General features: G+C 59.3%; 11 protein-coding genes. 3 read left to right on the top strand and 8 right to left on the bottom strand.

From position 1 onward, the window contains the following. Positions 1-4: 4 nt before the first annotated feature. The 6 genes from ACR0I8_RS17470 to ACR0I8_RS17445 all read right to left on the bottom strand — a co-directional run bounded on the left by ACR0I8_RS17470 (position 5) and on the right by ACR0I8_RS17445 (position 6,731). Complete coding sequence (locus ACR0I8_RS17470; protein WP_170691903.1) at positions 5-1,141, bottom strand: MFS transporter; 1,137 nt, start codon at positions 1,139-1,141, stop codon at positions 5-7. A 72-nt stretch (positions 1,142-1,213) separates the two neighbouring features. Beyond that, positions 1,214-2,491 (bottom strand): DUF3422 domain-containing protein, encoded by a 1,278-nt coding sequence (locus ACR0I8_RS17465; RefSeq protein WP_170691900.1) that lies wholly within the window; start codon positions 2,489-2,491, stop codon positions 1,214-1,216. A gap of 107 nt (positions 2,492-2,598) precedes the next feature. Further along, positions 2,599-2,955: a VOC family protein gene (locus ACR0I8_RS17460; RefSeq protein ID WP_170691897.1), complete on the bottom strand. Its 357-nt coding sequence runs from the start codon at positions 2,953-2,955 to the stop codon at positions 2,599-2,601. A gap of 159 nt (positions 2,956-3,114) precedes the next feature. After that, positions 3,115-4,566, bottom strand: coding sequence for an NAD(P)(+) transhydrogenase (Re/Si-specific) subunit beta (locus ACR0I8_RS17455; RefSeq protein ID WP_170375069.1), 1,452 nt, complete (start codon positions 4,564-4,566; stop codon positions 3,115-3,117). A gap of 13 nt (positions 4,567-4,579) precedes the next feature. Then, the gene (locus tag ACR0I8_RS17450) at positions 4,580-6,151 is read right to left on the bottom strand and encodes a Re/Si-specific NAD(P)(+) transhydrogenase subunit alpha (protein WP_170691896.1); all 1,572 of its coding nucleotides are present in this window, start codon (positions 6,149-6,151) and stop codon (positions 4,580-4,582) included. A 130-nt stretch (positions 6,152-6,281) separates the two neighbouring features. Beyond that, a complete protein-coding gene (locus ACR0I8_RS17445) occupies positions 6,282-6,731 on the bottom strand; it encodes a methyltransferase family protein (protein WP_170375065.1) in 450 nt (149 codons plus the stop codon). Between the two features lie 193 nt (positions 6,732-6,924). On the opposite strand from ACR0I8_RS17445, the gene kynU reads away from it, so the two are divergent. Continuing rightward, positions 6,925-8,118 carry a kynureninase gene (gene kynU / locus ACR0I8_RS17440; protein WP_170691894.1) on the top strand — a complete coding sequence of 398 codons (1,194 nt, stop codon included), beginning with the start codon at positions 6,925-6,927 and terminating at the stop codon, positions 8,116-8,118. On the opposite strand, the gene ACR0I8_RS17435 is transcribed toward kynU, so the two are convergent. Beyond that, positions 8,111-8,689 carry a TetR/AcrR family transcriptional regulator gene (locus ACR0I8_RS17435; protein WP_170375061.1) on the bottom strand — a complete coding sequence of 193 codons (579 nt, stop codon included), beginning with the start codon at positions 8,687-8,689 and terminating at the stop codon, positions 8,111-8,113. The two genes, kynU and ACR0I8_RS17435, sit on opposite strands and share 8 nt — an antisense overlap. 97 nt (positions 8,690-8,786) lie before the next feature. On the opposite strand from ACR0I8_RS17435, the gene ACR0I8_RS17430 reads away from it, so the two are divergent. Together ACR0I8_RS17430 and ACR0I8_RS17425 are read left to right on the top strand one after the other, a co-directional pair. After that, positions 8,787-9,251, top strand: a complete 465-nt coding sequence (locus ACR0I8_RS17430; RefSeq protein ID WP_170375059.1) for a (2Fe-2S)-binding protein — start codon at positions 8,787-8,789, stop codon at positions 9,249-9,251. A gap of 3 nt (positions 9,252-9,254) precedes the next feature. After that, complete coding sequence (locus tag ACR0I8_RS17425; protein WP_170691892.1) at positions 9,255-11,495, top strand: molybdopterin cofactor-binding domain-containing protein; 2,241 nt, start codon at positions 9,255-9,257, stop codon at positions 11,493-11,495. 50 nt (positions 11,496-11,545) lie between these two features. Here ACR0I8_RS17425 and ACR0I8_RS17420 read toward each other — a convergent pair whose 3' ends face one another. Further along, complete coding sequence (locus ACR0I8_RS17420; protein WP_170375055.1) at positions 11,546-12,325, bottom strand: gamma-glutamyl-gamma-aminobutyrate hydrolase family protein; 780 nt, start codon at positions 12,323-12,325, stop codon at positions 11,546-11,548. Positions 12,326-12,446 lie beyond the last annotated feature (121 nt).

The raw sequence follows: 12,446 nt of genomic DNA, 5'->3' as shown, positions 1-12,446 counted from the left end.
AACCTCAGTCGGCGCGCTTCAGCGCGCCGGCACAGACCACGATCAGCACCGCAAGCGGCAGCAAGACACCAAACGCCATCCGCAGCGACAGCAATTCGGCCAGAAACCCGATCAGCGGCGGTCCGATCAACAGCCCCCCATATCCGAGCGTTGCGACACTGGCGATGGCCTGTCCCGGCGGGATATTCGGGTCATTCGCGGCCCGGCTGAACGCCAAGGGCATGATCACCGCATAGCCGACCCCCATCAGCGTGAACCCGACCAACGCCAATGGCTCAGCGCCGGCGGACACCACGCAGAACACTCCTATCGCAGCAAAGACACCTCCGCCCCTCGCCGCCGCGACCGGACCAACGCGCGCGATGAGGAAGCCGCCAGCCAAACGACACACCACCATTGCGACCGAAAAAACCGCATAGCCCAAGGCTGCGACACTCTCAGCGGCCCCAGTGACGTCGTGCAGAAACAGGGCGCTCCAATCGGCGACGGCACCTTCCCCTAGCGCACCGCATAGCGCGGTGAAACCAACGAGGATCAACACCCCGGATGGGAACGCAAACACGGCACCTTGAGACTGCTCCGCGCGGCGCGACGTCCATTGTACCCAGGACATCGCCAAGGCCAGTGCCACCACAACGCCTCCCGCAACCAGAAAATGCTGCAGAACAGTCGCATCCCACTGAACAGCTATAAATCCACTGACCGCCCCAAGGCCGGCACCAAGGCTCCACATTGCATGAAACGAGGACATGAGCGGTTTGTCGAAGGCCTGCTCGACCTCGGCAGCCCATGCGTTCATCGCCACATCCATCGAGCCATGAAAGGCACCGAACAGAAATAGGAAAGCCGCGAGCATGGTGAAGCTGTCAGCCAGCGCCAGTAAAACCAGCGAAAAGGTGTAAAGAACCGCGATGATCCGCGTGATCGACACGGCTCCAAACCCGTCGGTCAATCGTCCGGTCACTGGAAAGGAACAGACAGCGCCCGCAGCCATGAATAAAAGGCCATAGCCAAGCTCTTCATGGCTAAGGTTCAGGTGATCGCGCACCGCCGGAATGCGGGAGGCCCAGATACCGAACAGAGCGCCGTTCAGCGCGAACATCGCGGTGACGGCGCGCCATGCAGCAACGACACTGATCATATTAAAGCTCCGCTTGTTTGATGCGCTTCGCCGGCTACTAGTACAACGCTACCAAACAGAGGCAAGCGCCGCTCACTCCAGCCGACGCCGAATTCTGCGGACGCCCACCCAAACGGCCAGAATGACCGGAACCGTGACCAAAGCCGTCAACATTCCCTTACTGATCCCCGCGGACGTCAGAGGATACAGCAGATAGCTGACCAGCGAGACGGCGTAGTAGCTGATGGCAACCACCGACAACCCCTCGACCGTGCGCTGCAGGCGCAGGGCCTGATCGGCGCGGCGGTCCATGCTTTCCAGCAAGGCCTGATTCTGCGCGCTGCGTTCAACGTCCACACGTGTTCGCAGAAGATCTCCGGCGCGGATGGCCCGGTCTGACAGGGCCTGCAGGCGCAGTTCAGTCGACTTCACGGTCCGCATCGCAGGGTCATAGCGGCGCATCATGAAATCGGCAAAGCTCTGCCCCCCCATAAACCGCTCTTCCCGCAAGACCTTGACGCGCTGGTTAACGATGGCCTCATAGGCGCCTGTGGCCCCAAACCGAAAGGTACAGCGTGCCGAGATCGTCTCCAACTCGGTCGAGGTTTTCAGCAGTTGCGGTAGCATATCATCGGGATGCTTGCCGCCATCGGTCATTTCGCCCATCAGCGCGGTCAGCTTCTGATCCAACTCGCCAATGCGCGTTGTCAGAGATTTGACCCGCGCAAACCCCAGCATGGACATGGCCTTGTAGGTCTCGATCTCGCACAGGCGCTGGATGATCCGCCCAACCCGGCGCTCTCCGGTTCCATCCGAGACGAACAGCGCAAACCGCATATGCCCTGCCGGGTCGATACGAAAATCGCTGGCGCAGATCGCGGCATCGTCCAAAACGCGGGACACAGCAAGGCTTTCGGGTTCGAACCAATCCGGTAGCAGGTTCTGGACGACGTCATCCTCTGGGCGCGGAACAACTCGTAGCAAAGCCGACGTGATCCTTTGGCCGGGACTGGCCATCATCCAATCCGGGGGGAAGACTTCGAAGTCGGCAGGGTTGAACGCCCGCTCACTCACGTTCTGAGAGATCGCAGTAAAGGTTACGAACTCAGTGTGTTGCTCCCACTTGAGCCAATGGCGTCCGATCTGCCCCGCATAGTGGGTCGCGTCGGGTTGAGGGTGCGGCGCGCCGTGACGATCCAGCAGATTTATCAAATGCGCAATGTCGTCCTGCCGGTCCCCACTTTGCGACGTGCCGGGCTTTTTGATCGCCAGAAAGGCAACCGTGCATGGAACCTGCGCCACCGGAAAAGGTCGGGCGTGCAGTTCATTGGCAAGCCGATAGCGTAAAGGGTGGTCATCGATTGGCGTCATGCGGGGCTCCGATTCATCCGACACACTATACGGCACACCCGAAATACATCAATTCCCATTTTATTTCAGATACTTACAAGAATGCGACGGTATACATTCCAGCCAATTCATTGATTTGGCTGCCATAGCTCGATGGGATTGCCTTCGGGATCATGAACACGGGCGAATTTACCCACCTCGCTATCCCAATCCGGATTGGTTTCGACGGTGATCCCTGCGTCCTGTAGCTGGCGTGTCAAAGCGGCCAAATCATCAACCCTGAAATTGATCATCCACTGCTGCTCGCTTCGGCCAAAATACGCGGTATCCTGGGCGAAGGGTGCAAAGACCGTATAGCCTTCGGCCTGCTTCCAAGGGACCGGATCGTAGTGGTTTACCCCCAGGTGCTTTTCATACCATTCGCTCAGGGCCTTGGGGTTCTTCGCACGAAAAAAGACCCCGCCGATTCCGTTTACTTTCTCCATGACCTTGCTCCCACAAAGTACCCGTCAGACGTAAGATAGCATATCAAGCTTGCTTCATCTGGCTGCAATACTCTGGAGGCGAGAAGGCCAAGCCTTCTTCAAAGTAGAAAAGAAAAGGGCGCCCGCAGGCGCCCTTTGCAATTGAATTGTGCGTTTTGATCACTCGATCATCGGCAGCAACTTGTCTAGCGACTGCTTGGCGTCGCCATAGAACATGCGCGTGTTCTCTTTGAAGAACAGCGGGTTCTCGATGCCCGAATAGCCAGTGCCCTGACCGCGCTTCGACACAAAGACCTGCTTGGCCTTCCAGCATTCCAGCACCGGCATACCGGCGATGGGACTGTTCGGATCCTCCTGCGCCGCAGGGTTCACGATGTCGTTCGAGCCGATGACGATAGCCACATCCGTGTCCGGGAAATCATCATTGATCTCATCCATCTCCAGCACGATGTCATACGGCACTTTCGCCTCGGCCAGCAGCACGTTCATGTGGCCCGGCAAACGTCCAGCAACGGGGTGGATCGCAAAGCGAACCTCTTTGCCCTTGGCGCGCAGCTTGCGGACCAACTCGGACACCGACTGCTGTGCCTGAGCAACAGCCATGCCGTAACCCGGGATAATGACAATGCTGTCCGCATCGTTCAGCGCAGCGGCCACGCCGTCTGCCTCAATCGCGATCTGTTCGCCTTCGACGGCCATCTGCTCACCCTGCGGGCCACCGAAGCCGCCCAGGATCACGCTGACAAAGTGACGGTTCATCGCCTTGCACATGATGTAGGACAGGATTGCACCCGACGAGCCGACCAGAGCGCCAACAACGATCAGCAGGTCGTTGCCAAGGCTGAAGCCGATCGCGGCTGCCGCCCAACCCGAATACGAGTTCAGCATCGACACAACCACTGGCATGTCAGCACCACCGATGCCCATGATCAGGTGATAGCCGATGAACAACGCCGCCAGTGTCATCAGGAACAGCGGGAACAGACCGCCCGAGCTAGTGTACCAGATCAGACAGATCAGCGAGAGACCCGCAGCCGCCGCGTTCAGCATATGACCACCGGGCAGTTTGGTCGCCGCCGAGGTCACTTTGCCCGCCAGCTTACCATAGGCCACGACAGAGCCGGTAAAGGTGATCGCACCGATGAAGATGCCCAGGAACAGCTCAACATGTAGGATCGCCAGTTCCGCCGGAGTTTTCTTGGCGATCAACTTGGCAAAGGCGCCAAGGTCGGACAGGTCCGCCTGACCCGCGCTGTCCTTGATCGCCATGACCTGAGCCACGTTTCCGATCTCAAAATGCGCGTTGAAGCCGACGAACACGGCCGCCAGACCAACCAGCGAGTGCATCGCAGCGACCAGCTGCGGCATCTCGGTCATCTGGACGCGCTGCGCCACGTATTGACCGATCAGACCACCGCCTATGATCAGCAGAATGGACAGCAGCCATAGGCCCGAACCCGGACCGACCAGCGTGGCAAAGACCGCCAGCGCCATGCCGACGATACCATACCAGACAGCGCGCTTGGCGCTTTCCTGGTTCGAAAGGCCGCCGAGCGACAGGATGAAAAGGACAGCCGCAACAACATAAGCGGCAGAAGTGAAGCCAATCATATGCCCGACCTCCTTAGGATTTCTGGAACATGGCGAGCATGCGCCGGGTTACGAGGAAGCCGCCGAAGATATTGATCCCGGCCATGAACACGGACAGTGCTGCCAGCAGAATAACCAGGAACGACCCGGACCCGATCTGCATCAAAGCCCCGACGATAATGATCGACGAGATCGCGTTGGTGACCGCCATAAGCGGTGTGTGTAAGCTGTGCGCAACGCCCCAGATCACCTGGAAGCCCACAAAAATCGCCAACACAAAGACGATGAAGTGCTGCATGAAGCTGGCCGGAGCGATCAGCCCCACCAACAGCATCAACGCACCACCGACACCCAGCAAGGTGAACTGCTGCTTGGTCTGCGCCTTGAAGGCCGCGATTTCCTGCGCTTTTTTCTCTTCCGGGGTCAGTTCCTTGACCTCGGGTTTCTTCTGCGCCGCAATCGCCTGCACCTTGGGCGGTGGTGGTGGGAAGGTGATCTCACCCTCATGAGTCACGGTCGCGCCGCGGATCACGTCATCTTCCATGTCGTGATTGATCTGACCGTCCTTCTCAGGCGTCAGGTCTGCCATCATGTGGCGGATGTTGGTCGCATACAGAGACGACGCCTGCGCCGCCATCCGGCTGGGGAAGTCGGTATAGCCGATGATGGTCACGCCATTGTCGGTCACGATCTTCTCATCCGCGACGGTAAGCTTACAGTTGCCGCCCTTCTCCGCCGCCAAATCGACGATGACCGAGCCCGGCTTCATCGCTTCGACCATATCCTTGGTCCAAAGCTCAGGCGCTTCGCGGTTCGGGATCAGCGCCGTTGTAATGACGATGTCCATCTCGGGCGCCAACTCACGGAACTTGGCCAACTGCGCTTCGCGGAATTCATCCGACTGAACAGAGGCATAGCCGCCAGTGGCCGCGCCGTCCTGCTGGTCTTCTTCAAAGTCCAGATAGACAAACTCGGCCCCCATCGACTCGACCTGTTCGGCCACTTCGGGGCGCACGTCGAACGCATAAGTGATCGCACCCAGCGACGTGGACGTACCAATCGCCGCCAGACCGGCCACACCGGCACCCACGATCAGCACCTTGGCAGGGGGCACCTTACCGGCCGCCGTCACCTGACCGGTGAAGAAACGGCCAAAATTGTTACCCGCCTCGATTACCGCACGGTAACCCGCGATATTCGCCATCGAGGACAGAGCGTCCATCTTTTGCGCACGGGAAATACGCGGAACCATCTCCATCGCGATGACATTCGCGCCTTTGGACTTGGCAGCCTCCATCCCTTCTTCGTTCCCCGCCGGATTGAAGAAAGAGATCAGCGTTTTGCCTTTGGTCAGACGCTTGAGCTCGGTGTCATTCGGCTGGCGCACCTTGGCAACGATATCTGCAGCTTTCCAAAGCGACGCCGCGGTTTTCATAACCTCGACACCGGCCTCTTCGTAAGCCGCATCAGAAAAGCCCGCCGCAGCACCGGCACCCTTTTCGATCAGGCAGTCATAGCCCAGTTTTTGCAGCTGGCGCGCCGAGTCCGGCGTCATCGCCACCCGGTTCTCACCGTCAAAAACTTCTTTTGGCGTTCCTATCTTCAACGGAGAGCCTCCTTTACTTTCGATATGTTCGCGCGAGTTCTTTGCATCTTTTGTTCAATCCCCACCTACATTGCGAAAGATTATTTCGCAACTGCAGCATTCGTTACGTTGTGTCATTGGCAGCACACCTTCAAATCCAGCGTCGCGTCTGTTGCGCATAACGGGCGAAGTCAGCGCGAAACTTGCGGCGCAAGCGATCCTCTTCCGGCTCGATAAAACGGCGTTCTAGAATCCAGACGAAAATCGGCACCAGAACCAGCGACAGCACCGCATCGAAACGCAGGATCAAACCGGTCAGGATAAGGACGTCCCCCAGATAGATTGGGTTCCGGCTGCGTTTGAAAATTCCGCTTTGCACCATGCTGGATGGGGTCTGGTGTGGCAACACCGTCGTCTGATGGCGGCGGAATTCGACAACCGCCAGAACAGCCAAAACAATACCGCCCCCGATGAGCACGCCGCTGGCAAGATCAGTCAACCACCCTTGAAGGGACAGCCCAAAGGACAGGTGTTGCGCTTGAAACCACGAGAGGCAAGCCGCCCCCAGCAACCAGATCGGAGGGATGTCGATTTTCTGCATTCGCGCTGATTACCTGTCGATATCTCTCAAAGAAAGTGTCGTTTTCGACAGTTTGTCTACCGCTTTCCGACCTTAAGATCAAAACATCAAAAGGTCGCGGCGATTTATTTCGAAGATATGCATCGGTAGACAGCGCTTAGCGCATCCGATAGCCAACGGATATAACCAAAATAATCCACAGGGCCCAGCCGGAATGACCGACTTCAAAGCAACCAAAGCCATGTTCGAACTGCCCGAAGGCATTCTCTATCTTGACGGCAACTCTCTGGGTCCGTTGCCAAAGGCGGTTGACGCGCGTCTGTACCAGACGGCGACGCAGGAATGGGGACAGATGCTGATCACCGGCTGGAACAAGGCCGGATGGATGGGATTGCCCACGGGCTTGGGGGATCGGATCGGACGTCTGATCGGGGTCGAGGCAGGCAGCGTTGTGGTCGGCGACACTCTGTCGATCAAGGTCTACCAGGCCGTGGCTTCGGCGCTGGAGTTGAACCCGAACCGCAAGGTTGTGCTATCGGACAACGGCAATTTTCCGTCTGACCTGTACATGGCGGACGGGCTGCTGCGCTCGCTGGGCGCGGAGTACGAATTGCGCGTCGTCGCCCCGGAAGAGGTCGCCGAAAACATCACCGAAGAGGTCGCCGTTCTGATGCTGACCGAGGTCGACTATCGCACCGGCCGTATGCACGACATGAAGGCCCTGACCGAATTGGCCCATGCCAACGGTGTGGTGACGGTTTGGGATCTGGCCCATTCCGCCGGTGCAATTCCGGTCGATCTGGCCGGGTGCAATGCCGATTTCGCGGTAGGGTGCACATACAAATACCTCAACGGCGGCCCAGGTGCGCCCGCGTTCATCTACGTTGCTCCGCGCCTGTCCGACCGCGTCCGCCCGGCGCTTTCGGGATGGCTGGGGCACGAAGCACCCTTTGCCTTCGATCTCGACTATCGTCCCGGTTCGGGGATTGAGAGGATGCGAGTCGGTACCCCTCCGGTCTTGCAAATGGTCGCGCTGTCTGCGGCGATGGATGTCTGGGACATGGCCGAGATGGCCGATGTCCGGGCGAAATCCATCGAACTGACCGAGTTGTTCATCGCAAGAGTCGAGGCCACCTGCCCCGGCCTAACCCTCGCCAGCCCACGCGATCCGGCGCAGCGCGGCAGTCAGGTCTCATTCCACTTTGCCGAAGGATATGCGGCCATGCAGGCGCTGATTGCTCGCGGCGTGATCGGAGATTTCCGCGCACCGGATATCATGCGCTTTGGCTTCACGCCGCTTTATGTTGACGAAAGCGACGTGGAACAGGCCGCAGAGATTCTAGCGCATATCATCACGAACGAACTGTGGGACCAGCCGGAATATAAAGTCCGCCAGCGGGTTACTTGACCTCGAGCCCGGCACCCAACAATTCAGCCAATTGCGAGATGCGCTGCTCGAATTCAGCTGCGTTGGTTGCGGTCATCTTGACGCCCATCAGGGTCGCGGTGATGGTCTTCGCCGTCTCTTCCGGGCCGTTGGGTAGGCGGACGCGTCCGGCGCTGTCTTCGCGGTGCAACCAGTCGGCATAAAGCGCGGTCATCTCCTCCTCACCCTCGGCGAGAATGTCCGAGGCAGTCGATTTGCTGGTATCCAGCATCTCTCGCCCGTGGGGAGAGGTCAGTATCTCAGCCAACCCCTTGATCTGGCCGTCAATCGCACGCGCCAAACGCTGGGACACGCTACCACTACCCGACAAGGCCCGCGATACGTTTGCGGTCTTCTCGGCGTAGTGCGCGCGCGTCAGGCTGCGGACAATCGCCTCTTTATTCTTGTAGTGCAAATAAACGGCCGGGCGCGACATACCCGCCCCTTTGGCGATATCGTCCATCGAGGTTTTGCGAAACCCATAGGCCGCGAACGCCTCAAGCGCCGACGCAAGAATGGCCTGTTGCCGCGGATCGTCCTGTTTTTCCGTCATGAAGCCGATCTGACACTTTTCGTTTAATTTGTCAATTGACATACTGACAATTTCAGACAATTATGTCAGAAACCGCCACAGCTACGAGAGGTGTGCCATGGCAACCGCGCTGAAGATCAACGGCAAGCAACATCAGGTTGACCTGCCCGACGACGTCCCCCTGCTTTGGGTTCTCCGGGATGAGGTCGGCCTGACCGGAACCAAATTCGGTTGCGGTGTGGCCGCCTGTGGCGCTTGCACCGTGCATATCGATGGTGAGGCCGTGCGATCGTGTCAGGTGTCGCTGTCCGATGTCTGGGGCGATGTGACTACGATCGAAGGCATCGGTTCGCCCGAAGCGATGGCCGTGATCCAGCAGGCCTGGGTGGATCATCAGGTAGCACAATGTGGTTATTGCCAGTCCGGTCAGATCATGCAGGCGGCGGCTTTGTTGGCCGAAAACCCCGCTCCAACGGATGCGGACATAGACGACGCGATGCAGGGCAACCTGTGCCGCTGTGGCACCTATCCCCGCATCCGCGCCGCGATCCAAGACGCCGCTGGCAAGTTGCAGGAGGCTTAAGAGATGGGCAAAGTTGGGAAAATTCTGCGCCGCACTTTCCTTATCGGCTCGGCCGCCATCGTCGGCGGTGTGGCCTTTGGTGCCTACTACGTCACCCGTCCCGCCCCGAACCCGCTGAAACCTGGCGAGGGTGAGGCCGTGCTGAACCCATTCATTCTGATCGACCAGAATGGCGTGACCCTGTTCGCCCCGCGTGCCGAAATGGGACAGGGCGTAAAGACAACCTGGGCTGCTTTGATCGCCGAGGAGTTGGACGTCGATCTTGATCAGATCAACGTGCTGCATGGCCCGGCTGCGGCGGCGTACTATAACTCCGCACTGGTTGGCGAAGGGCTGCCGAACAAAGGCTACGACATTTCGAACTTCCAGCACAATCTGGGTGAGGCGCTGGGTGTCCTCGGCAAAGCGCTGAGCCTTCAGGTCACCGGTGGCTCGACCTCGATGAAAGACGGGTTCGAGCGGATGCGGCAGGCCGGCGCGTCGGCGCGTGAGACGCTGAAACGGGCCGCTGCCGACCGTCTGGGGGTTGATCCGTCACAACTACAGACGGCCTCGGGGCATGTCATCGCGCCCAATGGCGACAAGATCGCCTATACCGACCTCGCGATGGACGCGGCCGGTCTTGAGCCGGTCGAGGTGCCTCTGCGTGACTCGTCAGAATGGCGGTATCTGGGCCAGACCCAACCGCGTCTTGACATGGTTAGCAAAGCGACGGGTACCGCGGAATTCGGCGTCGATGTCCGCCTGCCCGGTATGAAATTTGCAGCCGTGCGCATGAACCCCAAGCTGGGCGGCGCGATGAACGGCTATGACGACAGCGCCGCAAAAGACATGCCGGGGGTCGAACAGATCGTTGATCTGGGCACTGGCGTTGCAGTCATCGCCAACAACACATGGCTCGCCAACCAAGCGGTTGAGGCGATCGACGTGGATTGGGGCGATGCCCCCTACCCGCCGGAAACCGACGGCATCTTCGCCAAGATCGCCGAGGCGTTTGACGATTCTCCGAACTCGACGATGCGCGACGACGGCGACGTCAGCGTCACACCCGAGGGCGCAACCGAAATCACAGCCGAATACCGCCTGCCCTATCTGGCCCACGCTACGATGGAGCCGATGAACGCCACCGCGCTATACACCGGCAACGCGCTGGAACTGTGGTGCGGCAATCAGGCCCCCACTCTGATCCAATTCCGCGTGGCCAATACGGCCGGTCTGGATACGGATGCGGTGCAAATCCACACCACCTATCTGGGCGGCGGGTTTGGTCGCCGGGGAGAACTGGATTTCGGCGATATCGCCACCAAGGTCGCCATGGCGATGCCCGGCACTCCGGTCCAGACGACCTGGAGCCGCGAAGAAGACATGCGCCACGACTACTACCGCCCTGGCGCAATCGCTCGACTGCGCGGTGCTGTGAATGATGGCAAAGCGGTGCTGATCGACGGCGCGGTTGCCTCGCAATCCTGTACGCAGCAAGCGGTTGAGCGCTATACCGGAATGCCCGGTGCGGGCCCTGACAAAGTTCTGGTCGAGGGCTTCTTCAACCAACCTTATGCGGTTCCGAACTACCGGATGAACGGCCATATCGCGAAGCTCGACGTGCCTGTTGGCTTCTGGCGCTCGGTCGGCAATAGCCATAACGGCTTTTTCCATGAGACCTTCATGGACGAGATGGCCTACGCCGCAGGCCGCGACCCGCTGGAGTTCCGGCTGGAGTTGATGAAGACCGAGCACGCCCCTTCGGCAGGTTGCCTTGAGGCCGTGAAAAAGATGTCGGGCTGGACGGGTCAAACTCAGGCTGGCGTCGGTCGGGGTGTCGCCTTTACCTACAGCTTCGGCACTCCGGTCGCGCAGGTGATCGAGGTGGTCGACGAAGACGGCACGATCCGCATCAACAAGGCGTGGATCGCTTGTGACATGGGTCTCGCGTTGGATCCAGAAAACGTCAAGGCGCAGATGTTCGGCGGGATGATGTATGGCCTGAGCGCCGCTTGCTACGGCGAGATCACCTTTGCCGAGGGCGAAGTCGAGCAGTTCAACTTCCCCGACTATGACGCACTTCGCATGCACACGGCTCCGCAGGTCGAAGTGCGCGTTCTCGAGACCAACCGCCATATGGGCGGCGCAGGTGAGCCCGGTACACCCCCCTCGATGCCGGCCTTAGGTAATGCGCTGTTTGATCTGACCGGAGAACGCGCGCGAACCCTGCCGCTGATCAATCAGTTCGACCTACTGATTTGATCGCGACGCACCGGTCCGGCATCCCCTCCCGGCCGGACCGGTGCCAAAACTTAAGCTGTCTGTTGCAGGAACCGCGTGCTTGATCCAGCGGACCAGGCTTTGACGGCTGCGCCAAACGCCTCAAACAACGGGCGCGAGACCGGGTCATTTGCAGCATCCCACTCCGGGTGCCATTGGACTGAGAGGGTAAAGCCCGGCGCATCTTTGACATAAATCGCCTCGGGCGTGCCATCCGGTGCATGACCGTCGATCACAACATTCTGGCCTACGGCCTTGATCCCTTGACCGTGCAACGTATTGGTCATCACTTCGCGCGCACCAAACAGCCGATGGAACACGCCGCCGTCGTTCAGAGTTACGACATGGCGAAGAGCAAACTTCTCCTCAAGCGTTCCATCCGGTGGCATCCGGTGGTTCTGCCGCCCCGGAAGATCGCGGATCTCTGGATAGAGCGTCCCGCCCATCGCAACATTAACTTCTTGAAAACCTCTGCAAATTCCAAAGAACGGCTGGCCGCGCTCAACACAGGCGCGCACCAGCGGCAAGGTGATCGCATCGCGCGCCCGGTCGAAATCGCCATGCGCTTCAGTCGGCGGCTCACCGTATTCCTCGGGGTGAACATTGGGTCGACCGCCCGTAAGAAGAAACCCGTCGCACGCGTCCAGCAATTCCTCGACCGAGACGTAACGTGGATCAGCCGGGATCAGCAGCGGCAAACACCCTGAAACATTCGCAACGGCATCCGAGTTCATCGTGCCACCGGCATGCGTCGGGTAATTGTCATTCATCAAGTAAGAGTTGCCGATGATACCGACGACGGGTCGAGACATTCTGCTTTCCCAATTTGTTTCCTAAACGTGTGGAAAAGCTATCGGCAGGGACAACAGCGCGCAATAGCACAGGCCCTGTGTGTCAGCGCAAGTACGTGTTCAATGCCGCACATCTAATCAA

The organism is Ruegeria sp. BG9 (assembly GCF_056538305.1).
This window is presented reverse-complemented; position numbering and strand designations above follow the sequence as displayed.

Bases quoted from the DNA above. Each gene is read 5' to 3' on its own strand.
- ACR0I8_RS17465 (WP_170691900.1), bottom strand. From the start codon at position 2,491: ATGACGCCAATCGATGACCACCCTTTACGCTATCGGCTTGCCAATGAA.
- ACR0I8_RS17420 (WP_170375055.1), bottom strand. From the start codon at position 12,325: ATGTCTCGACCCGTCGTCGGTATCATCGGCAACTCTTACTTGATGAAT.
- kynU (WP_170691894.1), top strand. From the start codon at position 6,925: ATGACCGACTTCAAAGCAACCAAAGCCATGTTCGAACTGCCCGAAGGC.
- ACR0I8_RS17455 (WP_170375069.1), bottom strand. From the start codon at position 4,566: ATGATTGGCTTCACTTCTGCCGCTTATGTTGTTGCGGCTGTCCTTTTC.
- ACR0I8_RS17435 (WP_170375061.1), bottom strand. From the start codon at position 8,689: ATGACGGAAAAACAGGACGATCCGCGGCAACAGGCCATTCTTGCGTCG.
- ACR0I8_RS17445 (WP_170375065.1), bottom strand. From the start codon at position 6,731: ATGCAGAAAATCGACATCCCTCCGATCTGGTTGCTGGGGGCGGCTTGC.
- ACR0I8_RS17430 (WP_170375059.1), top strand. From the start codon at position 8,787: ATGGCAACCGCGCTGAAGATCAACGGCAAGCAACATCAGGTTGACCTG.
- ACR0I8_RS17470 (WP_170691903.1), bottom strand. From the start codon at position 1,141: ATGATCAGTGTCGTTGCTGCATGGCGCGCCGTCACCGCGATGTTCGCG.
- ACR0I8_RS17460 (WP_170691897.1), bottom strand. From the start codon at position 2,955: ATGGAGAAAGTAAACGGAATCGGCGGGGTCTTTTTTCGTGCGAAGAAC.
- ACR0I8_RS17425 (WP_170691892.1), top strand. From the start codon at position 9,255: ATGGGCAAAGTTGGGAAAATTCTGCGCCGCACTTTCCTTATCGGCTCG.